Source organism: Citrobacter sp. MGH106, assembly GCF_001037495.1.
GTDB lineage: Bacteria > Pseudomonadota > Gammaproteobacteria > Enterobacterales > Enterobacteriaceae > Citrobacter > Citrobacter murliniae.
Genome location: NZ_KQ089822.1, coordinates 435,308 through 457,019 on the forward strand (window position 1 = coordinate 435,308; position 21,712 = coordinate 457,019).

Annotated in this window: 19 protein-coding genes; 12 read left to right on the forward strand and 7 right to left on the reverse strand. The window is 51.7% G+C overall.

Annotated elements, in window-relative coordinates; translation table 11 throughout:
* Nucleotide 1 precedes the first annotated feature (1 nt).
* From SK36_RS01985 to kduD, 4 genes are all read left to right on the forward strand, one after another.
* A complete protein-coding gene (locus tag SK36_RS01985; RefSeq protein WP_045447059.1) occupies nt 2–886 on the forward strand; it encodes a LysR family transcriptional regulator in 885 nt (294 codons plus the stop codon).
* Nucleotides 887–988: 102 nt separating this feature from the next.
* Entirely contained in the window at nt 989–2,167 is a 1,179-nt protein-coding gene (locus SK36_RS01990; protein WP_045447057.1) for an acetyl-CoA C-acetyltransferase, read from the forward strand.
* Between the two features lie 692 nt (nt 2,168–2,859).
* Entirely contained in the window at nt 2,860–3,696 is an 837-nt protein-coding gene (gene kduI / locus SK36_RS01995) for a 5-dehydro-4-deoxy-D-glucuronate isomerase (protein ID WP_045447055.1), read from the forward strand.
* A gap of 57 nt (nt 3,697–3,753) precedes the next feature.
* On the forward strand, nt 3,754–4,515 hold the full coding sequence (gene kduD, locus SK36_RS02000) for a 2-dehydro-3-deoxy-D-gluconate 5-dehydrogenase KduD (protein WP_045447052.1): 762 nt from the start codon (nt 3,754–3,756) through the stop codon (nt 4,513–4,515).
* Nucleotides 4,516–4,629: 114 nt separating this feature from the next.
* Here the strand turns inward: kduD and SK36_RS02005 are convergent, their stop codons facing one another.
* On the reverse strand, nt 4,630–4,956 hold the full coding sequence (locus SK36_RS02005; RefSeq protein ID WP_045447048.1) for a cupin domain-containing protein: 327 nt from the start codon (nt 4,954–4,956) through the stop codon (nt 4,630–4,632).
* Between the two features lie 142 nt (nt 4,957–5,098).
* On the opposite strand from SK36_RS02005, the gene SK36_RS02010 reads away from it, so the two are divergent.
* Nucleotides 5,099–5,791 carry an aspartate/glutamate racemase gene (locus SK36_RS02010; protein WP_045447045.1) on the forward strand — a complete coding sequence of 231 codons (693 nt, stop codon included), beginning with the start codon at nt 5,099–5,101 and terminating at the stop codon, nt 5,789–5,791.
* Here the strand turns inward: SK36_RS02010 and SK36_RS02015 are convergent.
* Nucleotides 5,778–6,713 carry a LysR family transcriptional regulator gene (locus SK36_RS02015; protein ID WP_048220627.1) on the reverse strand — a complete coding sequence of 312 codons (936 nt, stop codon included), beginning with the start codon at nt 6,711–6,713 and terminating at the stop codon, nt 5,778–5,780. The two genes, SK36_RS02010 and SK36_RS02015, sit on opposite strands and share 14 nt — an antisense overlap.
* 118 nt (nt 6,714–6,831) lie before the next feature.
* Here SK36_RS02015 and lysA point away from each other — a divergent pair, with 118 nt between their 5' ends.
* Nucleotides 6,832–8,085, forward strand: coding sequence for a diaminopimelate decarboxylase (gene lysA / locus SK36_RS02020; protein WP_045447040.1), 1,254 nt, complete (start codon nt 6,832–6,834; stop codon nt 8,083–8,085).
* 11 nt (nt 8,086–8,096) lie between these two features.
* On the opposite strand, the gene galR is transcribed toward lysA, so the two are convergent.
* A complete protein-coding gene (galR, locus tag SK36_RS02025; RefSeq protein WP_045447037.1) occupies nt 8,097–9,125 on the reverse strand; it encodes an HTH-type transcriptional regulator GalR in 1,029 nt (342 codons plus the stop codon).
* 590 nt (nt 9,126–9,715) lie between these two features.
* Between galR and aas the strand changes: the two genes are divergently transcribed.
* Both aas and lplT read left to right on the forward strand, forming a co-directional pair.
* Nucleotides 9,716–11,875 (forward strand): bifunctional acyl-ACP--phospholipid O-acyltransferase/long-chain-fatty-acid--ACP ligase, encoded by a 2,160-nt coding sequence (gene aas, locus SK36_RS02030; protein WP_048220628.1) that lies wholly within the window; start codon nt 9,716–9,718, stop codon nt 11,873–11,875.
* Entirely contained in the window at nt 11,868–13,061 is a 1,194-nt protein-coding gene (lplT, locus tag SK36_RS02035) for a lysophospholipid transporter LplT (RefSeq protein WP_048220629.1), read from the forward strand. Before aas ends, lplT begins: the two co-directional genes overlap by 8 nt.
* Nucleotides 13,062–13,111: 50 nt before the next feature.
* On the opposite strand, the gene SK36_RS02040 is transcribed toward lplT, so the two are convergent.
* The 4 genes from SK36_RS02040 to mutH all read right to left on the reverse strand — a co-directional run bounded on the left by SK36_RS02040 (nt 13,112) and on the right by mutH (nt 16,108).
* Nucleotides 13,112–14,152 carry an NADP(H)-dependent aldo-keto reductase gene (locus SK36_RS02040; RefSeq protein ID WP_048220631.1) on the reverse strand — a complete coding sequence of 347 codons (1,041 nt, stop codon included), beginning with the start codon at nt 14,150–14,152 and terminating at the stop codon, nt 13,112–13,114.
* A gap of 108 nt (nt 14,153–14,260) precedes the next feature.
* Entirely contained in the window at nt 14,261–14,479 is a 219-nt protein-coding gene (gene ygdR / locus SK36_RS02045) for a lipoprotein YgdR (protein WP_000758660.1), read from the reverse strand.
* 144 nt (nt 14,480–14,623) lie between these two features.
* Nucleotides 14,624–15,337 (reverse strand): TerC family protein, encoded by a 714-nt coding sequence (locus SK36_RS02050; RefSeq protein ID WP_045447018.1) that lies wholly within the window; start codon nt 15,335–15,337, stop codon nt 14,624–14,626.
* 78 nt (nt 15,338–15,415) lie between these two features.
* A complete protein-coding gene (gene mutH / locus SK36_RS02055; RefSeq protein ID WP_048220632.1) occupies nt 15,416–16,108 on the reverse strand; it encodes a DNA mismatch repair endonuclease MutH in 693 nt (230 codons plus the stop codon).
* Nucleotides 16,109–16,792: 684 nt separating this feature from the next.
* On the opposite strand from mutH, the gene rppH reads away from it, so the two are divergent.
* The 4 genes from rppH (at nt 16,793) to thyA (ending at nt 21,557) form a co-directional block, all read left to right on the forward strand.
* Nucleotides 16,793–17,323, forward strand: a complete 531-nt coding sequence (gene rppH, locus SK36_RS02060) for an RNA pyrophosphohydrolase (RefSeq protein WP_045447012.1) — start codon at nt 16,793–16,795, stop codon at nt 17,321–17,323.
* Nucleotides 17,324–17,335: 12 nt separating this feature from the next.
* Complete coding sequence (gene ptsP / locus SK36_RS02065; protein ID WP_045447008.1) at nt 17,336–19,582, forward strand: phosphoenolpyruvate--protein phosphotransferase; 2,247 nt, start codon at nt 17,336–17,338, stop codon at nt 19,580–19,582.
* Between the two features lie 298 nt (nt 19,583–19,880).
* The gene (gene lgt, locus SK36_RS02070) at nt 19,881–20,756 is read left to right on the forward strand and encodes a prolipoprotein diacylglyceryl transferase (protein WP_048220633.1); all 876 of its coding nucleotides are present in this window, start codon (nt 19,881–19,883) and stop codon (nt 20,754–20,756) included.
* A 6-nt stretch (nt 20,757–20,762) separates the two neighbouring features.
* Nucleotides 20,763–21,557 carry a thymidylate synthase gene (gene thyA, locus SK36_RS02075; RefSeq protein ID WP_045447002.1) on the forward strand — a complete coding sequence of 265 codons (795 nt, stop codon included), beginning with the start codon at nt 20,763–20,765 and terminating at the stop codon, nt 21,555–21,557.
* Nucleotides 21,558–21,712 lie beyond the last annotated feature (155 nt).

Consider the following 21,712-nt stretch of genomic DNA (forward strand, 5'->3'; position numbering starts at 1 on the left):
TATGCGTTACTCTCCCGAAGCATTAACAGCATTTGTTGAGACCGTTTCCTGCGGTTCATTTTCTGCGGCAGCGCGGCGGCTGCGTAAAAGTCAGTCCACTATCAGTACGGCGATTGCGCATCTGGAAGCCGATCTCGGTTTTGCGCTATTTGATCGTTCCTCGCGCCAGCCGACGCTCACTGAACAAGGTAAACGGGTACTTGGCTACGTTCAGGCGATTTTGTCAGCGAGCGATCGTCTGGATGAAGCTGCTATTTCACTTTCAGGCGCAACGGAAGCGCGTTTGACGTTTGTGCTTTCTGACACGCTGCATCCGGATGTGCTGGAAGAATTGATGGTGCAGTTTGACCGCCTGTTCCCCCATACCGAGTTTGAATGTCTGATTGGCGAAGATGAAGATGTGATCGATCTGCTGCAAAAGGGACGTGCTCAGGTTGGGCTTATTGAGGCGCGCGAGGACTATCCGACGGATATGGGCGTCACTCGTCTGCCAATGCAAACCTGGATGGGGTTATATGTGGCGGCCTCGCATCCGCTGGCTACGCAAAACAACCTGCAATGGGAGCAGCTCCACACCTGGCGCGAACTGCGGTTGAATACCTATCTGGAAAGCGGCACTAACGTGGCGCGTGGTCCCGTATGGTCTGCTCCTAACTACCTGTTATTACTGAGTATGGCGGTTCAGGGGTTTGGCTGGTGCGCGCTACCTTGCGCGCTGGTGGAAGAATTTGCGGCACAAAAACCGCTGGTACAGTTGAAGATGCCCGGCTGGCCAAAGGCTATCTCTATCGACCTGCTGTGGAATAAGAAATCGCCTCCTGGCGTGGCGGGAAGCTGGTTACGCGACCATTTACAGCAGAGTGGCGTTCAGATGACCAATAAATGATACGAAATTCCTTTGTGATAAAAATCACCATTTTTAAACAACTGTGATAACTATCTTTAACAATCATCTACTATTGCGATGTTATTTTGCGCTGAGGTGGTGATGAAAGAGGTTGTGATAGTGGGGGCGTTAAGGACACCAATTGGCTGCTTCCAGGGGACGCTGGCGCGTCACTCTGCCGTTGAGCTAGGCAGCATGGTGGTCAGGGCGTTACTGGAACGCACAGGCGTGGATGTCCATGCTGTTGACGAAGTGATCCTCGGGCAGGTGCTCACCGCAGGAGCCGGGCAGAATCCCGCGCGCCAGTCTGCTATCAATGGGGGATTACCCAATACCGTTTCTGCTATCACTATTAACGATGTTTGTGGTTCGGGCCTCAAAGCGCTGCATCTGGCAACGCAGGCTATCCAGTGTGGTGAAGCCGATATTGTGATTGCTGGTGGACAAGAGAATATGAGCCGCGCGCCGCATGTTCTCACCGACAGCCGCACCGGCGCGCAACTGGGCAATAGCCAACTGGTGGACAGCCTGGTTCATGACGGTTTGTGGGACGCTTTCAACGATTACCATATGGGCGTCACCGCCGAAAACCTGGCGCGGGAATACGGAATTAGCCGCGAATTGCAGGATGACTACGCGCTTCGCTCTCAGCATAAAGCGCGTATGGCGATCGACGCCGGGCGTTTTAAAGATGAGATTGTGCCGGTCGTGACCCAACGTAACGGACAATCGATCGTTGTTGATACCGATGAACAGCCGAGAACGGATGCCAGTGCTGAAGGGCTGGCGCGACTGGATCCCACATTTGATCGTTCAGGCTCTGTCACGGCGGGCAATGCGTCGTCGATAAATGATGGCGCCGCAGCCGTGATGATGATGAGCGAAGCCAAGGCGCAGGAGCTGAATTTGCCCATACTGGCGCGTATTCGAGCTTTTGCCAGCGTCGGGGTCGATCCTGCGTTAATGGGGATTGCGCCAGTGTATGCTACCCGTCGCTGTCTTGAACGAGTCGGCTGGCAGCTGGCTGATGTTGATCTTATCGAAGCTAACGAAGCATTTGCTGCCCAGGCGTTATCGGTGGGAAAAGTGCTGGAATGGGATGAGAGGCGGGTCAATGTCAATGGTGGAGCCATCGCGCTTGGCCATCCTATTGGCGCATCCGGCTGTCGTATTCTGGTGTCGTTGGTACATGAGATGGTCAAACGTCAGGCGCGAAAAGGCCTGGCTACGCTGTGTATCGGTGGCGGCCAGGGCGTCGCGCTCGCCATTGAACGAGACTGAAGCGTTTTATACTCCCCTTTCAAACACGCTCTTCTGCTGCGCTGTCCCATGCAAATGTGACAGCGTCGGTGAGTGATATCTTTAATACAAGCACACAAGAATTCATGCCTGTATTCCCGTCATACTTCAAGTTGCCTGGGTGTTAGCTGTGCGTTACTTGGCTTACCATGAGTCTCGCCTTTACGGGACCGCAGCTCCGCAGTGTTCAAAGCGGCTCCTGACCCCAGTCACTTACTTGTGTAAGCTCCCGGGGCTTCGCTCTGTTGCCACCTACAGGCCACCCGAATTATTTTGGGTATAGTTTTACCTTCCGCATGGGCTTTGACTTGGCGCGTATGCTACCGTCGTCTTTCTAACCTGCAAAATCTCCTTCTTCGGTAGCCGTCCTGGTTAACTCTGTATTTTCAGTGCATTATCTCAACCACTGCTGAATCACTATTTAATAACTAATCTATTTTATTGTTTTATATGGTTTTTATATGGCATTGCTATCATTTTTTCCGCTATTTTTGAGACCCTAACGTGATCGCAACTACACTTTTGATAATAAGATGCAGAAAAAGTGAAACATCGTTTTAGTTGTAATTGAAAACGTGTTCCGGGAGGGATATCATTAACCCATTAGTTAAAAACGGAACGGTGTTTTGTTATCCGTTCAAGAATTCACGGTCAATTTATCACTGGAGGTAAATGTGGACGTAAGACAAAGCATCCATAGTGCGCATGCTAAAACCCTGGACACTCAGGCGCTGCGCAATGAGTTTTTGGTAGAAGAAGTGTTTGTCGCTGACGAATACACCATGGTTTACAGCCACATCGACCGCATTATTGTTGGCGGCATTATGCCAGTGGCAAAAACCGTATCCGTGGGTGGCGAAGTGGGCAAACAGTTGGGCGTAACCTACTTCCTGGAACGTCGCGAACTCGGTGTGATCAACATCGGTGGTCCGGGCACAATTACCGTTGACGGCCAGTGCTATGAAATCGGTCACCGCGATGCGTTGTATGTGGGAAAAGGGGCGAAAGAAGTTGTGTTTGCAAGCATCGATGCGACAAAACCAGCCAAGTTCTACTATAACTGCGCACCGGCACATACAGCCTATCCAACCAAAAAAGTGACCCCAGCCGATGTTGCTCCAGTGACTCTGGGTGATGATCTCACCAGTAACCGTCGTACCATCAATAAATATTTCGTACCAGACGTACTGGAAACCTGCCAGTTGAGCATGGGTCTGACGGAACTGGCACCTGGTAATCTGTGGAATACCATGCCGTGCCATACCCATGAACGCCGCATGGAAGTTTATTTCTACTTCAACATGGAAGAAGACACCTGCGTTTTCCATATGATGGGGCAGCCTCAGGAAACGCGTCACATTGTGATGCATAACGAGCAGGCAGTAATTTCTCCAAGCTGGTCTATTCACTCTGGCGTCGGTACAAAAGCTTATACGTTCATTTGGGGCATGGTCGGTGAAAACCAGGTCTTCGATGATATGGACCACGTTGCAGTAAAAGATCTGCGCTAGTTGCGGGCGGCAACCCTGCCTGTCTGTGACAGGCATTATAAAAAGTAAGGATTAATAATGATTTTGAATGCATTCTCTCTTGAAGGTAAAGTCGCCGTTGTGACAGGTTGTGACACTGGTCTGGGGCAGGGTATGGCGCTGGGCCTGGCTGAAGCGGGTTGCGATATCGTGGGTATCAATATTGTTGAGCCGACTGAAACTATCGAACGTGTTACCGCACTGGGCCGCCGCTTTTTAAGTCTGACTGCAGACCTGCGTCAAATCGACGGTATCCCGGCGCTGCTGGAGCGTGCAGTTGCAGAATTCGGTCATATCGACATTCTGGTCAATAACGCAGGTCTTATTCGTCGTGACGACGCGATCGATTTCAGCGAAAAAGACTGGGACGACGTGATGAATCTGAACATTAAGAGCGTGTTCTTTATGTCTCAGGCTGCGGCTAAGCACTTCATCGCGCAGGGCAAGGGCGGCAAAATTATTAACATCGCCTCTATGCTTTCTTTCCAGGGCGGCATCCGCGTTCCGTCTTATACCGCATCAAAAAGTGGTGTGATGGGCGTAACGCGTCTGATGGCGAACGAGTGGGCAAAACACAACATCAACGTTAATGCGATTGCTCCGGGCTATATGGCAACCAACAACACGCAACAGCTGCGTGCTGATGAGCAACGTAGTGCAGAAATTCTCGATCGCATCCCGGCGGGACGTTGGGGATTACCAGACGATCTGAAAGGGCCAATTGTATTCCTGGCGTCCAGTGCATCTGACTACATCAACGGCTATACCGTTGCAGTAGATGGCGGCTGGCTGGCACGTTAACGGGTCTTCTTCCTGTATCGACAAACAAAAACCCTGCCAAACAGCAGGGTTTTTTATCTTTTATCCCTTACATTTCAGATAAGAAGCTAAAAGGGTGACCTGAGAACGGTGGAATTATGCTTTCAGGAAATCTTCGCGTACGGGGGTGAAAGTATCCAGTAATGTGCCTGGTTTTAAACAAACGCAGCCATGCATAATATTGGGTCGCTTGTACAGCGTGTCGCCTGCGCGGACAACATGCTTTTCTTCGCCAATGGTAAATTCAAACTCGCCGGATAACACATAAGTGAGCTGTTCGTGCGGGTGGTTGTGCATCGGACCAATTGCGCCTTGCTCGAAATTCACTTCAACAGCCATCATTTTGCCGTCGTGAGCCAGGATGCGGCGGGTAACGCCGTTGCCCAGATCTTCGAGGGTGGTTTCTTTATGAAAAATAAACATCCGGCGGTCCTGTATTATGTTGAAACAATGTTTCATTAAATTTATATCATAAATAATTAAAAGGAAACGCAGGCTCACAGATGTGGAAAGTTGATCACATCTTTGGTTCACTGGAGCGACAACAACGAACAAGGAAAAAAAGATGAAAACTATCGGTCTGTTAGGCGGTATGAGCTGGGAATCCACTATTCCTTATTATCGACTCATTAATGAAGGTGTGAAGAAACGTCTGGGAGGCCTGCATTCGGCGCAGATCCTGCTGCATAGCGTAGATTTCCACGAGATTGAAGCTTGCCAGTCAAGTGGCGACTGGCAGCAGGCTGGTGAGATTCTGGCGCAGGCCGCCATGGGGCTTCAGCAGGCGGGGGCTCAAGGGATCGTTCTGTGTACCAACACGATGCATAAGGTCGCCGGGGCGATTGAAACGGCCTGCGAGGTGCCGTTCCTGCATATTGCTGATGCAACGGGCAGGGCCATCAGCCAGCAGAAAATGTCTAACGTGGCGCTACTCGGTACGCGCTACACCATGGAGCAGGAGTTTTATCGTGGACGCCTACAGCAAGAGTTTGGTATTAACACGTTGATCCCCGAACAGGATGACCGGCAGAAGATTAACCAGATAATCTTCGAAGAGCTGTGCCTGGGTGAATTCAGTGACACTTCGCGAGATTATTACCTTAATGTGATTGATGGCCTGGCTCGTCAGGGCGCGCAAGGCGTCATTTTTGGCTGTACCGAGATTGGCCTACTGGTTCCGGCGCAGATGAGTCCGCTGCCGGTGTTTGATACGGCTGCGATTCACGCGGCTGATGCGGTGGAGTTTATGCTGTCGTAAGCGGATCCAAAATAGCATCCAGCGGATCGATCAGAGCAGGAAGATGGGCTTGCAAATGTGCCGTAAATGCCTCGACCAGTGCGGATGCCGGTCGGTGTAACGGGCGAATCAGGCTAACGGTAAACGGTACGTCGATACTGAAACGTCGAACGACAACGCCGCTGGCGGCATAATCCAATGCAGTGAGTGGGTTTACGACCGAGATCCCTGCGCCGGCACGAACCATCGCGCAAACGGACGCGGCGCTGTGCGTTTCCAGGACCATTCGACGTTTAACCTGATGGTCATTAAACAGAGCATCCAGCAACTGACGGTAACTGTCTGTGCGTGACAGGCTGATGTAATTTTCACCCTGAAAGTCTTCTGGCGTTAGTATGGCTTTCGCACTTAGCGGGTGTCCTGAAGGTAGGACACACACTTCGTTAAGCGTCAGCAGTGCAGTACGTTCAGTGCCTGCGGGCGTGTGCAAGGTCTCCGTCAATCCCAGATCGTGGCGCTGGGCTGAAAGCCACTCCTCAAGCAGCGGTGACTCTTGCGGAACGATGTTCAGACTCACGTCCGGATAGCGAGCCAGAAACGGTTGCAGTAGGGTAGGTAAAAACGATTGTGAAAACACCGGCAGGCAAACAATTGACAGCTCGCCCTGGCGGAATTCTCGCAGGCTTTCTGCGGCATTAACAATGCGATCCAGACCATACCAGGAGCGTTGTACCTCCTCAAATAACCGTAGGCCCTGTACCGTTGGCTGCAGTCGACCACGAGTACGTTCAAACAGCGTTAACCCCAATACTTTCTCAAATCGCGCCAGTTCCCGACTGACTGTGGGTTGCGAAGTGTGTAGCATCCGTGCGGCTTCCGTCAGGTTGCCCGCTGTCATGATGGCGTGAAAGATTTCAATGTGTCGCAGGTTAACGGCAGGCATGGGTGTTCCTCGAATCAGGTAGTCCATATCATTTTTGCATAGACTCGCGATAAAACGATATTTTTTATTCTCTTTAGCTTGTGGCGTAATCATAAAAAAATGAATACCGGAGTCCGCTATGCCACGCTCGCTTAATAACACCGATACTGACCTGACCGCCGACAACCTGCTGCGTCTGCCTGCCGAATTTGGCTGCCCGGTATGGGTTTACGATGCGCAGATTATCCGTGCGCAGATCGCTAAACTGAATCAGTTCGACGTGGTGCGCTTTGCCCAGAAGGCATGTTCGAACATTCATATTCTGCGTCTGATGCGCGAGCAGGGCGTGAAGGTGGACTCGGTATCGTTAGGTGAGATTGAACGTGCGCTGGCTGCAGGCTATGTCGCGGGTAAAGATGAGATCGTTTTTACTGCCGATATGATTGATGAAGCGACGCTGGCACGGGTGCATGAGTTACAAATTCCGGTTAATGCCGGGTCAGTGGATATGCTGGAACAGCTTGGTCAGGTATCGCCGGGTCACCGCGTATGGCTGCGCGTCAATCCTGGATTTGGTCACGGGCACAGTCAGAAAACCAATACTGGTGGAGAAAACAGCAAGCACGGAATCTGGTACAGCGATCTGCCAGCAGCTCTGGACGTCATTCAGCGTTATAAACTGAATCTGGTCGGTATTCATATGCATATCGGCTCTGGCGTGGACTACGGACACCTGGAGCAGGTATGTGGCGCGATGGTGCGCCAGGTGATGGAGTTTGGCCAGGATCTCGAGGCGATCTCTGCAGGCGGTGGTTTGTCGATCCCGTACCGCGAAGGAGAAGAGGCGATCAATACCGATCACTATTTCGGTTTGTGGAACGCCGCGCGTGAGCAGATCGCCAGACATCTTGGGCATCCGGTGAAGCTGGAGATTGAGCCGGGACGTTTCCTGGTCGCGGAAGCGGGCGTACTGGTAGCGCAGGTGCGCAGCGTAAAAGAGATGGGGAGCCGCCACTTCGTGTTGATCGATGCAGGTTTTAACGATCTGATGCGCCCGGCGATGTATGGCAGTTATCATCATATCTCCGCGCTGGCGGGGGATGGTCGTTCGCTGGAGCTGGAGCCTCAACGAGAAACCGTTGTTGCGGGTCCGCTGTGCGAGTCCGGCGACGTGTTTACCCAGCAGGAGGGCGGTAAAGTTGAGACCCGTCTGCTGCCTGCGGTGGCACCGGGTGATTATCTGGTACTGCATGATACCGGGGCGTACGGTGCGTCGATGTCGTCGAACTATAATAGCCGCCCGCTACTGCCGGAAGTGCTGTTTGATAACGGAGTGGCGCGGCTGATTCGCCGTCGCCAGACCATTAACGAACTCTTAGCGCTGGAACTATGACGCAATCCTGTTTAATCGTTTGACGATGAATTCCCTGGCTCTGTCAGCGTTGAAACGGAATGTCGGCGTACCAGAGTTGGGTTAAATACATTGGTAATTTCGGGCACCGGGCGTTTTTCCGCCAGCGCCAGCGCCAGTTCAGCGGCCTGCGTTGCCATCGTTACGATAGGATAACGTACCGTTGTCAGCCGTGGGCGCACGTAGCGTGAAACCAGCACATCATCAAAGCCAATCAGTGATATTTCGCCCGGTACATCAATACCATTATCATTTAATACGCCCATGGCACCGGCTGCCATTGAGTCGTTATAACAGGCTACCGCAGTGAAGCTTTTTCCACGACCAAGCAGCTCGGTCATGGCCTGTTCCCCGCCGCTTTCATCCGGTTCACCAAAGGTCACCAGCCGTTCGTTCACCGGTATATTGCTTTCTGCTAATGCATCGTAATAGCCTTTCAGACGATCTTCTGCATCCGAAATGGTGTGATTGGAGCACAGATAACCGATGCGTGTATGGCCTTGCTGGATAAGGTGCCGGGTGGCAAGCCATGCCCCGTAACGGTCATCCAGGGCAACGCAGCGTTGCTCGAAGCCGGGCAGGATTCGGTTGATGAGCACCATGCCGGGGATCTGCTGCATTAACGACGCAAGTTCAGCATCCGGAATGATTTTCGCGTGTACAACGAGAGCGGCGCAACGGTGACGAATAAGCTGTTCAATCGCCTGACGCTCCTTATGTTCGTTATGATAACCGTTGCCAATCAGTAAAAAGTTTCCGGTGTTATAGGCCACCTGCTCGACAGCTTTTACCATTGCCCCAAAGAAAGGATCTGACACATCACCTACCACCAGTCCGATGGTTTCAGTGGATTGTTGTGCCAGCGCACGCGCATTGGCGTTGGGGTGGTAGCTGAGTGATTCCATGGCACTCATTACAGCCAGGCGCGAGGCTTCGCTGGCTTTAGGGGAATCATTGATCACTCGAGAAACGGTGGCGACTGATACACCAGCTAGTCGGGCTACGTCCTTTATGGTCGCCATGATAGTACCTGTTGTGGGTAAACGCTTACATTCCGCCAGTGTTACGGAAAATGGCTGGCTGTTCAAGCAGATTGCCCGCCAGAACGTCGCAAATGTGAGCGCGCACGAGCGAAGTAAGACAGAAAGGGGAAAATGAAAACCTTTGCTTACACTTTGCGATGGGCTGTTGCGATTGTTCGCTGGTGAGGGAACTGGCCACATTGCTAAAGTTGAGATCCCAGAGGTATTGATAGGTGAAATCAACTTTCGGGTTGATCACAAGATTTACACCAACCTGCGCAGATGCGCAGGTTTTTTTTTATCTCAGGCGTATCTGTAACAGTAACCGATAATTTACACAACTGGTTGCATTTACGTTCATTCCTTTGCGTTTTCGTACTGGCGAATCAGTCGGGTGACGACCACAATCAAGATCCCAGAGGTATTGATTGGTGAGATTATTCGGTACGCACTTCGTACCTGTCTCTTGCACCAACCTGCGCGGATGCGCAGGTTTTTTTTCGTCTTCTATTTACCTGTCGCACGCAATCCCCAACTCGTATAATCTGCCACCATTCATCTTTAGATAATTGATGGTACAGGGAGTTGAGATGCTATTTGGGTTATTTCGTATTCTGTTTCGCGTACTTTTTCGTGTTCGCGTCATGGGCGATGTTAGTGCGCTACAGGGAGAACGCATCCTAATCACTCCCAATCATGTCTCATTTATAGATGGTATTCTTCTGGCGCTGTTCCTGCCCATTCGCCCCGTCTTTGCCGTTTATACTTCTATCAGCCAGCAATGGTATATGCGCTGGTTAACCCCATTGATTGATTTCGTTCCGTTGGACCCAACTAAACCGATGTCGATTAAACATCTGGTTCGCCTGGTTGAGCAGGGACGCCCGGTGGTTATCTTCCCGGAAGGCCGTATTTCAACGACCGGATCATTGATGAAAATCTATGACGGTGCCGGTTTTGTCGCGGCAAAATCAGGGGCGACGGTAGTACCTGTGCGCATTGAAGGGGCAGAACTGAGTCACTTCAGCCGGCTGAAGGGTCTGGTTAAGCAGCGATTCTTCCCACGTATCCGGCTACACATTTTGCCGCCAACGGCACTGCCAATGCCTGAAGCGCCGCGCGCCCGCGATCGTCGCAAGATTGCCGGTGAAATGTTGCATCAGATTATGATGGAAGCGCGCATGGCGGTGCGCCCCCGCGAAACGTTGTATGAATCCCTTCTGGCGGCGAAATACCGCTTTGGCGCAGGTAAAAACTGCATTGAAGACGTTAACTTTACTCCGGATAGCTATCGTAAACTGCTGACTAAAACGCTGTTTGTTGCCCGCATTCTGGAAAAGTACAGCGCGAAAAGCGAGAAAATCGGCCTGATGCTGCCAAACGCGGGTATCAGCGCAGCCGTTATCTTTGGCGCTATGGCTCGCCGACGCATCCCGGCAATGATGAACTACACGGCGGGCGTAAAAGGGTTAACCAGCGCAATTACCGCTTCTGAAATCAAAACCATTTTTACCTCCCGACAGTTTCTCGATAAAGGCAAACTCTGGCATCTGCCGGAGCAGATTACTCAGGTACGCTGGGTTTATCTGGAAGATTTAAAAGCCGATGTTACCCTGGGTGACAAGCTGTGGATTTTTTCTCATTTGCTGATGCCGCATCTGGCGCAGGTCAAGCAGCAACCTGAAGAGGCTGCAGTGATCCTCTTTACCTCTGGCTCTGAGGGTCACCCGAAAGGCGTAGTGCACAGCCACAAAAGTATCCTGGCTAACGTCGAGCAAATTAAAACTATTGCCGATTTTACCGCTGACGATCGCTTTATGTCAGCGCTACCGTTGTTTCACTCTTTTGGTCTGACTGTGGGACTTTTCACACCGTTACTGACTGGTGCTGAAGTGTTTCTTTATCCCAGTCCTCTGCATTATCGCATCGTGCCAGAACTGGTATACGACCGGAACTGCACCGTGTTGTTTGGTACCTCAACGTTCCTCGGTAACTACGCACGTTTCGCACATCCTTATGATTTCCACCGCCTGCGCTATGTTGTGGCGGGAGCAGAAAAGCTGCAAGACAGTACCAGGCAGTTGTGGCAGGAGAAGTTTGGTCTGCGTGTCCTCGAAGGCTATGGGGTGACGGAATGTGCGCCAGTCGTCTCGATTAACGTGCCGATGGCGGCAAAATCGGGCACGGTAGGGCGTATTCTACCGGGGATGGATGCCCGACTGCTGGCGGTTCCCGGGATTGAGGAGGGTGGGCGTTTACAGCTGAAAGGCCCTAATATTATGAACGGCTATTTGCGCGTCGAAAAACCCGGTGTACTGGAAGTGCCGACGGCAGAGAATGCGCAAGGCGAGCTTGAACGCGGCTGGTATGACACCGGTGATATCGTGCGCTTTGATGAGAACGGCTTCGTGCAAATTCAGGGGCGTGCTAAACGTTTTGCCAAAATTGCCGGCGAGATGGTCTCACTTGAAATGGTCGAGCAACTGGCGTTGGCGGTATCCGCCGATAAAATGCATGCTACGGCTATCAAGAGTGATGCCAGTAAAGGCGAGGCGCTGGTGCTGTTCACCACGGATGGAGAGCTGACGCGAGATAAATTGCTGCAGTATGCGCGCGCCCATGGCGTTCCGGAACTTGCCGTGCCACGTGATATCCGCCACCTGAAACAACTCCCTCTACTTGGCAGCGGTAAGCCTGATTTTGTCACGCTAAAAAGCTGGGTTGATGAACCGGAAGAACAACATGCCTGAGTCAGTACACACTAACACTTCAATCTGGTCTAAAGGGATGTTGTCCGTTATCGCCGCGCAGTTTCTGTCGGCGTTTGGCGATAATGCGTTGCTGTTCGCCACGCTGGCGTTGCTGAAGGCGCAATTCTACCCGGACTGGAGCCAACCGATCCTGCAAATGGTGTTTGTGGGCGCTTACATTCTTTTTGCGCCTTTTGTCGGACAGGTGGCGGATAGCTTTGCCAAGGGCAGAGTGATGATGTTCGCCAACGGCCTCAAGCTATTGGGTGCGGCGAGTATTTGCTTCGGTTTTAACCCTTTTCTGGGGTATACGCTGGTGGGTATTGGCGCTGCGGCTTATTCACCGGCCAAATATGGCATTCTCGGCGAGCTGACCACTGGCGACAAACTGGTGAAAGCCAACGGACTGATGGAAGCTTCAACCATCGCAGCTATTTTGCTGGGATCTGTCGCTGGCGGCGTTCTGGCCGACTGGCATGTCATTGCCGCACTCTCTGTTTGCGCGCTGGCATACGCCGGAGCCGTCCTGGCTAACCTGTATATTCCAAAACTGGCCGCTGCTCGTCCCGGGCAATCGTGGCATCTGGGGAAAATGACGCGTAGTTTTTTCTGCGCAGCGTCTTCGTTATGGCGTGACGGTGAAACACGTTTTTCGTTAGTAGGTACTAGCCTTTTTTGGGGCGCAGGTGTGACGTTGCGTTTTCTGCTGGTGTTATGGGTACCGGTGGCTCTGGGCATCACTGATAACGCCACGCCAACCTATCTCAATGCTATGGTGGCTATCGGTATTGTGGTTGGTGCCGGAGCGGCATCTAAGCTGGTAACGCTGGAAACGGTGTCTCGCTGCATGCCGGCGGGGATCCTGATTGGCGTGGGGGTGCTGTTTTTGTCTCTGCAACATGCGCTGCTTCCATCCTATGCGTTGCTGATGCTTATCGGTGTACTGGGCGGCTTTTTTGTTGTGCCTCTGAATGCGTTGCTGCAGGAGCGGGGCAAAAAAAGCGTTGGTGCGGGTAATGCTATTGCGGTGCAAAACCTGGGCGAAAACAGCGCTATGCTGCTAATGCTCGGCATCTACTCGTTAGCGGTTCTGGTGGGGCTTCCGGCGGTCGCGATTGGCATCGGGTTTGGCGGCTTATTTGCGCTGGCGATTACGGCGCTGTGGGTCTGGCAACGCCGTCATTAATTTGTGTGTCGGGTAGCGGTTTGGCTTTACCCGGCACACAATGCGCATTATCACGGTGCCGGGTAGGTATAAACCTGATGCACCGCTTCAATCTCCGCCAGTACCTCTTCGCTTAATTCCAGATGCAGGCTTTCGACATTGGTTTTTAACTGTTCCATCGTCGTGGCTCCCAGCAGAGTGCTGGCGACAAACGGCTGGCGACGAACAAACGCCAGCGCCATCTGGGCTGGATCCAGATTATGACGTTTCGCGATATCTACATAAGCGGCGACAGCCTTTTGCGTCTGTTCACCGCTGTAGCGCGTGAAACGGCTAAACAGTGTATTACGTGCTCCGGCTGGTTTAGCGCCGTTCAGATATTTACCGCTTAAGGTACCAAAACCCAGGCAAGAGTAGGCCAGCAGTTCAACCCCTTCATATTGGCTGACTTCCGCGAGCCCAACCTCGAAGCTGCGGTTCAGCAGGCTGTACGGGTTCTGGATGGTGACGATGCGTGGCAGGTCGTGTTTGTCAGCAAGGTGCAGATAGCGCATCACGCCGAATGCGGTTTCGTTGGAAACGCCGATATAGCGAATTTTCCCCGCACGCTGAAATTCAGTCAGAGCTTCCAGTGTTTCCAGCAGAGTAATTACCGGTGTGGAATCCGTCCAGTTGTAGCCAAGTTTGCCAAAACAATTGGTAGGGCGCTGAGGCCAGTGTACCTGATACAGATCCAGATAATCGGTTTGCAGGCGTTTAAGGCTGTCATTCAGCGCCTGGCGAATGTTTTTACGATCCAGCGCCTGATCGGGGCGAATACCGCTGTCATTGTTACGTGACGGACCGCTGACCTTCGAGGCCACGATCAGTTTTTCACGGCTACCATGTTTGGCGAGCCAGTTGCCGACGTAAGTTTCTGTGAGCCCCTGAGTTTCAGGGCGAGGCGGTACCGGATACATCTCGGCAACGTCGATTAAATTTATGCCTTGTGCAACGGCATAGTCGAGCTGTGTATGTGCGTCGGCTTCGCTATTTTGTTCACCAAACGTCATTGTGCCCAGCCCCAGTGTACTGACTTCCAGCGAGCTGTGGGGTATACGGTGATATTGCATAGCCGTTTCCTTTTTATAATCACGACATAAGGATTATAAAAATGGCTGAGGGAAGGGAAAAAGGGAAGCAAAAATTGTTAAGGCCAGCAGCATTGCTGACCTCAACCATCAACGTTCAATAATTTGAGACACATCGTCACGGTTAATTTGCATCGCGTTGCCTTGCTGATCGTGATAGCTCACCAGACCGGTATCGTCATCAATTTCCGGTTTACCGTCGGTCAGGATCATACGACCGTCTTTTGTCGCCATCACATAATCACTGCTGCATCCGGAAACTGCAAAAGCCAATCCTACGGCGGAAATTAAAACTGCCCATTTTTTCATCTGTTTATCCTCACATGGCCTGCGTCTGACAATAGTTTAGTAATAACGCGAAGTTATGCAGGACGAAAGAGGGAAAATCTTAATCTGTGAGAAGGGGAAGATGATGAGGCTATTCGCTCCCCTTGCGGGGAGCGACAGATTTTATCAGAGCGGATTTTTTTTATTGCGCAACAGGTTCAGGGTCTCTACCGCGATAGAGAAGAACATGGCGAAATAAATGTATCCTTTCGGTACATGGACATCGAAACTTTCCAGAATCAGCGTGAAACCAACCAGAATCAGGAAAGAGAGTGCCAGCATTTTTACCGAAGGGTGACGATCCACAAACTCGCCTATTGGGCGTGCCGCAAACATCATCACACCCACGGCGATGACCACCGCCGCCATCATGATAAACAGATGATCGGACAAGCCTACCGCGGTGATGACGGAGTCCAGACTGAAAATAATGTCTAACAACATGATCTGCACAATCGCACCCAGGAAAGAGGATACGCGAGTTTTCAGCCCCTCCTCTTCACCTTCAATCGACTCGTGGATCTCTTTGCTGGCTTTCCAGATCAGGAATAATCCGCCGAGCAGAAGTATGAGATCTCGTGCGGATATCGCCTCGCCAAACACCTCGAATAACGGGTTTGTCAAACGAGTTACCCAGGCGATAGAGGCCAGCAAAGCCAGACGCATGAGCATCGCTGCCGCCAGCCCAATACGTCGGGCGTGACTGCGTTGCGCGGTCGGAAGTTTGGCAACTACCAGAGAGAGGAAAATAATATTGTCGATCCCGAGAACGATCTCCAGCAGCGTCAGCGTACCGAGCGCAAGCCAGGCGTTAGGATCGGTTATCCATGCAAATAACATCGAACAAAGTCCTGCCAAAAAAAAGAAGCGCTAATTATAGGCCCGTAACGCGGCGGGTGAAAGGCCGGGCAGTGCCTATTAGGGCTGGAATAAAAAATGTCGCTCCAGTAAGGCACGAGTGAAGTTCTTTTTAAGGTAAAACCCGCGTGGCAAGGTCAGGATTGGTTCGCCATTGGCACCAATAGCCTCGGTAAGCGCTCTGGCATTGGCTGCTTTTGGCCGTAGTTGTAGGACTTCCCCATGGCGAGCGGTAATGCGCTCGACGTGACCCAACACAATCATGTCCATTAACTCTTCCCAGTCCAAACGCAATTGTCGGTCCTCTTCTTCATTTGGACTCCACAGTAACGGAGAGCCGACGCGCCGTTCAGCCAGCGGTATGCTGCGTTCACCTTCAACGGGGATCCACAGTACGCGTTTGAGTTTGTGCCGGACATGGCTGGTTTCCCACGTTACGCCTGTATTGCCGGTCAGTGGCGCTACGCAAACAAAGGTGGTTTCCAGCGGTCTGCCAAGACTGTCCACAGGGATTGTTTTCAGCTCCACGCCGAGCGCGGCAAAATCCTGTTCTGGCTTACTGCCCGCACTGGCGCCAAGCCATATCTCCAGCAGCACGCCAATCCAGCCTTTGTCCCGCTTTAAATCCTTTGGCGTAACAAGACCCGCCATCGTCGCCAACTCTCCCAAAGCGTAGCCTGAGAGTTGTCGTGCCTGGGTAAGCAACTGAGTCTCAGATTCAGGAGGTAAAAGTAACGGATGGAGTTCTGGCATTGGGTTATACCTTAGGCGAAAAAATGAGCAATGATTTTATACCGTGTGGACAGAGTTTATCTTTTTCCACATGCTATATTCAATTATATGATTTATATTGGTTTTTAGATTTCAATTCGCGGAGTTGCGCAACAGCAATTCAGGTTTTCCAATTCTGGTCACTGACAATGAACAGGATCTTACACCATGTTATCCACAGAAAGATGGGATAACTGTGAAAAATCCCTACTACTGTTTCAATTTACAGCCTTGACGTGCGACGAAAATCGAATTTTTACACAAATTGTGCCTAACTTATTGGCATAATCTGTGGATAAAACCAACGCTGGTTGATCTTTCATCAGCTCGAAGATCGTATGCGTGATGATCGTCACGTTTCTGTGTGATTATCTCCTGATCCCGAGTTTAACTTAATGAATATATAAGACTATTTTTTATGTGTGACGAAGGTCTTATTCAGACTGTTCCGGGTTTTCCCATAGTAATTCCGTACTTCTTCACAACTATATCCACAGAAAAGGTGAATAAAATCGTCCTGGCAGTGCTCCCTCTGTTTATAACTCGGGCCTTTGCTGTGAGTTATTCAATTGTTATTAGAGTATCGTGTCCTTAACAGAGTGGTTTACCGCCTCCCAGGAGTGTGAAACAATCGTTTGTATATAAGGTTTATGTTGAGGTAGTCCGGTGATTGATGACGATGGCTACCGCCCGAATGTAGGGATAGTAATTTGTAACCGCCAGGGGCAGGTCATGTGGGCCCGGCGATTTGGTCAGCACTCCTGGCAATTTCCACAAGGTGGGATAAACGCAGGAGAGACAGCAGAGCAGGCGATGTACCGGGAACTCTTTGAAGAAGTGGGGCTCAGCCGTAAAGATGTACGGATCCTCGCTTCTACTCGTAACTGGTTGCGTTACAAGTTACCGAAACGTTTGGTGCGTTGGGACACGAAGCCGGTTTGTATCGGCCAGAAACAAAAATGGTTTCTTCTGCAATTGATCAGTAGCGATGCTGAAATCAATATGCAAACCAGTAGTACACCTGAGTTTGATGGCTGGCGCTGGGTGAGTTACTGGTATCCGGTTCGACAGGTGGTGTCATTTAAACGCGATGTTTATCGCAGGGTGATGAAAGAATTCGCAAGTGTTGTGATGGCGCTTCAGGAAAGTACTCCTAAGCCGCAAAGCCCGCCTGCGTACAGACGTAAAAGAGGTTAAGCTACGCAAATTATGCTCACCCGCCTGCGCGAAATAGTCGAAAAGGTAGCCAGTGCTCCACGCCTTAATGAGGCGCTGAATATTCTGGTTACTGACATCTGTCTTGCGATGGATACAGAGGTCTGCTCGGTCTATCTGGCCGACCACGACCGACGTTGTTATTACCTCATGGCGACCCGGGGACTCAAAAAACCACGCGGTCGCACTGTTGCACTCGCGTTTGATGAAGGGATCGTTGGCCTGGTTGGCAGGCTGGCGGAACCTATCAACCTTGCCGATGCGCAAAAACATCCGAGCTTCAAATATATTCCTTCGGTGAAAGAAGAGCGTTTTCGTGCGTTCTTAGGCGTCCCGATCATCCAGCGCCGCCAGCTATTAGGTGTGCTGGTCGTACAGCAGCGCGAGTTGCGCCAGTACGATGAAAGTGAAGAGTCCTTCCTGGTCACGCTTGCCACGCAAATGGCAGCCATTCTTTCTCAGTCGCAGCTTACCGCGCTGTTCGGTCAATACCGCCAAACGCGCATTCGTGCGCTGCCCGCAGCGCCCGGTGTGGCAATTGCTGAAGGCTGGCAGGATGCCACGCTGCCGTTGATGGAGCAGGTGTATCAGGCGTCAACGTTGGATCCTGCGCTGGAACGAGAACGACTGACCGGAGCGCTGGAAGAAGCTGCTAACGAATTCCGTCGCTACAGTAAGCGTTTTGCTGCCGGGGCGCAGAAAGAAACGGCGGCGATCTTTGATCTCTACTCGCACCTGCTTTCTGATACCCGTTTACGCCGTGAGCTGTTTGCTGAAGTGGATAACGGTTCAGTGGCAGAGTGGGCCGTTAAAACGATCATCGAGAAGTTTGCCGAACAGTTTGCTGCCCTGAGTGATAGCTATCTTAAAGAGCGATCCGGGGATTTACGTGCGCTCGGTCAGCGCTTGCTGTTCCATCTTGATGACTCCATCCAGGGGCCGAATGCCTGGCCTGAGCGTTTTGTGCTGGTAGCCGATGAACTCTCAGCTACCACTCTGGCGGAACTTCCACAGGATCGGCTTGTGGGTGTTGTGGTCAGGGACGGTGCCGCCAACTCCCATGCGGCGATAATGGTTCGTGCGTTGGGTATCCCCACCGTGATGGGGGCTGATATCCAGCCATCGGTATTGCATCGTCGCACGCTGGTGGTGGATGGTTATCGCGGCGAAGTGTTGGTCGATCCGGAACCTGTATTGATACAGGAATATCAGCGCCTCATCAGTGAAGAGAATGAGCTGAGTCGCCTGGCAGAAGATGACGTTAATCAACCTGCACAATTGAAAAGCGGCGAGCGCGTTAAGGTGATGCTCAATGCCGGACTTAGTCCCGAACATGAACAGAAGCTGGGTAGTCGGATCGACGGTATTGGCCTGTATCGCACCGAAATCCCGTTCATGCTGCAAAGTGGCTTTCCATCGGAAGAAGAGCAGGTTGCGCAGTATCAAGGGATGCTGCAAATGTTTAACGACAAGCCTGTGACGCTGCGCACGCTGGATGTCGGGGCGGATAAGCAGCTGCCTTACATGCCAATCAGTGAAGAGAATCCGTGCCTCGGGTGGCGTGGGATCCGCATTACACTCGATCAGCCGGAGATCTTTCTGATCCAGGTACGAGCGATGCTGCGGGCAAATGCAGCAACCGGCAATCTAAGTATTTTGCTGCCGATGGTAACCAGTATTGATGAGGTGGACGAAGCACGACGTCTGATTGAACGTGCCGGACGCGAAGTGGAAGAGATGATCGGCTATGCGATCCCGAAACCACGCATCGGCATTATGCTGGAGGTCCCGTCGATGGTATTTATGTTGCCGCATCTGGCGAACAGGATCGATTTTATATCGGTCGGGACTAACGATCTTACTCAATATATTCTGGCGGTCGATCGCAACAACACGCGTGTCGCCAGCATTTATGACAGCCTGCATCCGGGAATGTTACGTGCCCTGGCGATGATTGCGCAGGAAGCTGAGCGAAGTGGTATCGATTTGCGCCTGTGTGGTGAAATGGCGGGCGATCCGATGTGTGTAACTATTCTAATCGGTTTGGGCTTCCGTCATTTGTCGATGAACGGTCGTTCCGTGGCGCGAGTAAAATATCTGCTGCGACATATCGATTTTGATGAAGCGCAAACGCTGGCTCAGCGCAGCCTGGAAGCGCAGCTAGCGACAGAAGTACGCCATCAGGTGGCGGCATTTATGGAGCGTCGTGGCATGGGCGGTTTAATTCGCGGGGGATTATGAAACCAGGGCGGGAAACAGTAGCTACACCCAATGTATTTTGAGTGTATTGAACAGGTAAGTCCGTGACAAATTCGTCAGGAACGAATTTGAACAGTCGGAGGCTGCCTCCGGTGAGTGAACGCAACCAACAAAGATGCAGCTTGAAAGACGAGGGCGTATACATATCTTTTAACTGTAATCGGCATCCGCTGTGATCCCCTTGTGCTATCATTCGCAACTTCGGAGCGCCTGCATTATGCAGGCGCGCTTATCAATTGCTGTCTGACTTCAGCGAAATAACAAGAACTTGTGGTGACAGATGACCAGTAGCTATCTGCATTTTCCGGATTTCGATCCGGTCATTTTCTCAATTGGACCCGTCGCACTTCACTGGTACGGCATGATGTATTTGGTGGGGTTTATTTTTGCGATGTGGCTGGCGACTCGCCGTGCTAATCGCCCAGGGAGTGGCTGGACCAAAAACGAAGTAGAAAACTTACTCTATGCAGGCTTCCTCGGGGTTTTCCTCGGTGGGCGTATCGGCTACGTACTGTTCTACAACTTCCCTCTCTTCCTTGATAATCCGCTGTATCTGTTCCGCGTCTGGGATGGCGGTATGTCCTTCCACGGCGGTCTTATCGGTGTGATTCTGGTGATGATTATCTTCGCCAAACGTACCAAGCGCTCGTTCTTCCAGGTTTCTGATTTCATCGCACCGTTGATTCCGTTTGGCCTGGGTGCCGGTCGTCTGGGCAACTTTATTAATGGCGAGTTGTGGGGACGTGTCGACCCGAACTTCTCCTATGCCATGCTGTTCTCTGGTTCGCGTACAGAAGATATCTTACTGCTGCAATCTAATCCGCAATGGCAGTCTATTTTCGATACTTACGGCTCACTGCCACGCCACGCTTCCCAGCTCTATGAGATGGCGCTGGAAGGGGTTGTGCTGTTTATCATACTTAATCTGTTTATTCGTAAACCGCGCCCGATGGGGTCGGTCTCCGGGTTGTTCCTGATTGGCTATGGTGCGTTTCGTATCATCGTTGAATTTTTCCGCCAACCGGATCAGCAGTTTACCGGCGCATGGGTACAATACATCAGCATGGGGCAGATCCTGTCTATCCCGATGATTGTCGCCGGTATTATCATGATGGTTTGGGCGTATCGTCGCAGCCCACAGCAACACGTTTCCTGAGGAACCATGAAACAGTATTTAGAACTGATGCAAAAAGTGCTGGATGAAGGCACACAGAAAAACGATCGTACCGGAACCGGAACGCTTTCCATTTTTGGCCATCAGATGCGTTTTAACCTGCAGGAAGGGTTCCCGCTGGTTACAACTAAACGCTGCCACTTGCGCTCCATTATTCATGAACTACTGTGGTTTTTGCAGGGCGACACCAACGTTGCTTATCTGCATGAAAATAATGTCTCAATCTGGGATGAATGGGCCGATGAAAATGGCAATTTAGGCCCGGTTTATGGCAAACAGTGGCGCGCGTGGCCAACGCCGGATGGCCGCCATATTGACCAGATTACGACTGTTTTAAACCAGCTGAAAAACGACCCGGACTCTCGTCGTATCATCGTTTCCGCGTGGAACGTGGGTGAGTTGGATAAGATGGCGCTGGCGCCGTGCCACGCATTCTTCCAGTTTTACGTGGCTGACGGCAAGCTCTCCTGCCAACTGTACCAGCGTTCGTGCGATGTGTTCCTCGGCCTGCCGTTTAACATTGCCAGCTACGCTTTGCTGGTCCACATGATGGCGCAGCAGTGCGATCTTGAAGTTGGTGACTTTGTCTGGACTGGTGGCGACACGCACCTGTACAGCAACCATATGGAACAAACTCACCTGCAGCTTAGCCGTGAACCCCGCGCGCTGCCGAAGCTGGTTATCAAGCGTAAACCTGAGTCTATCTTCGACTATCGTTTCGACGATTTCGAAATTGAAGGCTACGATCCGCACCCAGGCATCAAAGCGCCGGTCGCCATCTGATCGAATGTCATGCTGCCACGACCGACGCCATAGCGCGTCGGTTTTTTTTTGCCTTCGCGTCAGTTTTTCGATGCTGATTCCTGCAAAAGTTGTAATACGCTGCAACATGGAAAATATTCCTCGCAGCCCGCCGAATAACCCGAATTCACTGCTCG

Coding starts and splice junctions, on each gene's coding strand:
- SK36_RS01985 (WP_045447059.1), top strand. CDS start 2: ATGCGTTACTCTCCCGAAGCATTAACAGCATTTGTTGAGACCGTTTCC.
- SK36_RS01990 (WP_045447057.1), top strand. CDS start 989: ATGAAAGAGGTTGTGATAGTGGGGGCGTTAAGGACACCAATTGGCTGC.
- kduD (WP_045447052.1), top strand. CDS start 3,754: ATGATTTTGAATGCATTCTCTCTTGAAGGTAAAGTCGCCGTTGTGACA.
- SK36_RS02005 (WP_045447048.1), bottom strand. CDS start 4,956: ATGTTTATTTTTCATAAAGAAACCACCCTCGAAGATCTGGGCAACGGC.
- SK36_RS02010 (WP_045447045.1), top strand. CDS start 5,099: ATGAAAACTATCGGTCTGTTAGGCGGTATGAGCTGGGAATCCACTATT.
- SK36_RS02015 (WP_048220627.1), bottom strand. CDS start 6,713: ATGCCTGCCGTTAACCTGCGACACATTGAAATCTTTCACGCCATCATG.
- lysA (WP_045447040.1), top strand. CDS start 6,832: ATGCCACGCTCGCTTAATAACACCGATACTGACCTGACCGCCGACAAC.
- galR (WP_045447037.1), bottom strand. CDS start 9,125: ATGGCGACCATAAAGGACGTAGCCCGACTAGCTGGTGTATCAGTCGCC.
- aas (WP_048220628.1), top strand. CDS start 9,716: ATGCTATTTGGGTTATTTCGTATTCTGTTTCGCGTACTTTTTCGTGTT.
- lplT (WP_048220629.1), top strand. CDS start 11,868: ATGCCTGAGTCAGTACACACTAACACTTCAATCTGGTCTAAAGGGATG.
- SK36_RS02040 (WP_048220631.1), bottom strand. CDS start 14,152: ATGCAATATCACCGTATACCCCACAGCTCGCTGGAAGTCAGTACACTG.
- ygdR (WP_000758660.1), bottom strand. CDS start 14,479: ATGAAAAAATGGGCAGTTTTAATTTCCGCCGTAGGATTGGCTTTTGCA.
- SK36_RS02050 (WP_045447018.1), bottom strand. CDS start 15,337: ATGTTATTTGCATGGATAACCGATCCTAACGCCTGGCTTGCGCTCGGT.
- mutH (WP_048220632.1), bottom strand. CDS start 16,108: ATGCCAGAACTCCATCCGTTACTTTTACCTCCTGAATCTGAGACTCAG.
- ptsP (WP_045447008.1), top strand. CDS start 17,336: ATGCTCACCCGCCTGCGCGAAATAGTCGAAAAGGTAGCCAGTGCTCCA.
- lgt (WP_048220633.1), top strand. CDS start 19,881: ATGACCAGTAGCTATCTGCATTTTCCGGATTTCGATCCGGTCATTTTC.
- thyA (WP_045447002.1), top strand. CDS start 20,763: ATGAAACAGTATTTAGAACTGATGCAAAAAGTGCTGGATGAAGGCACA.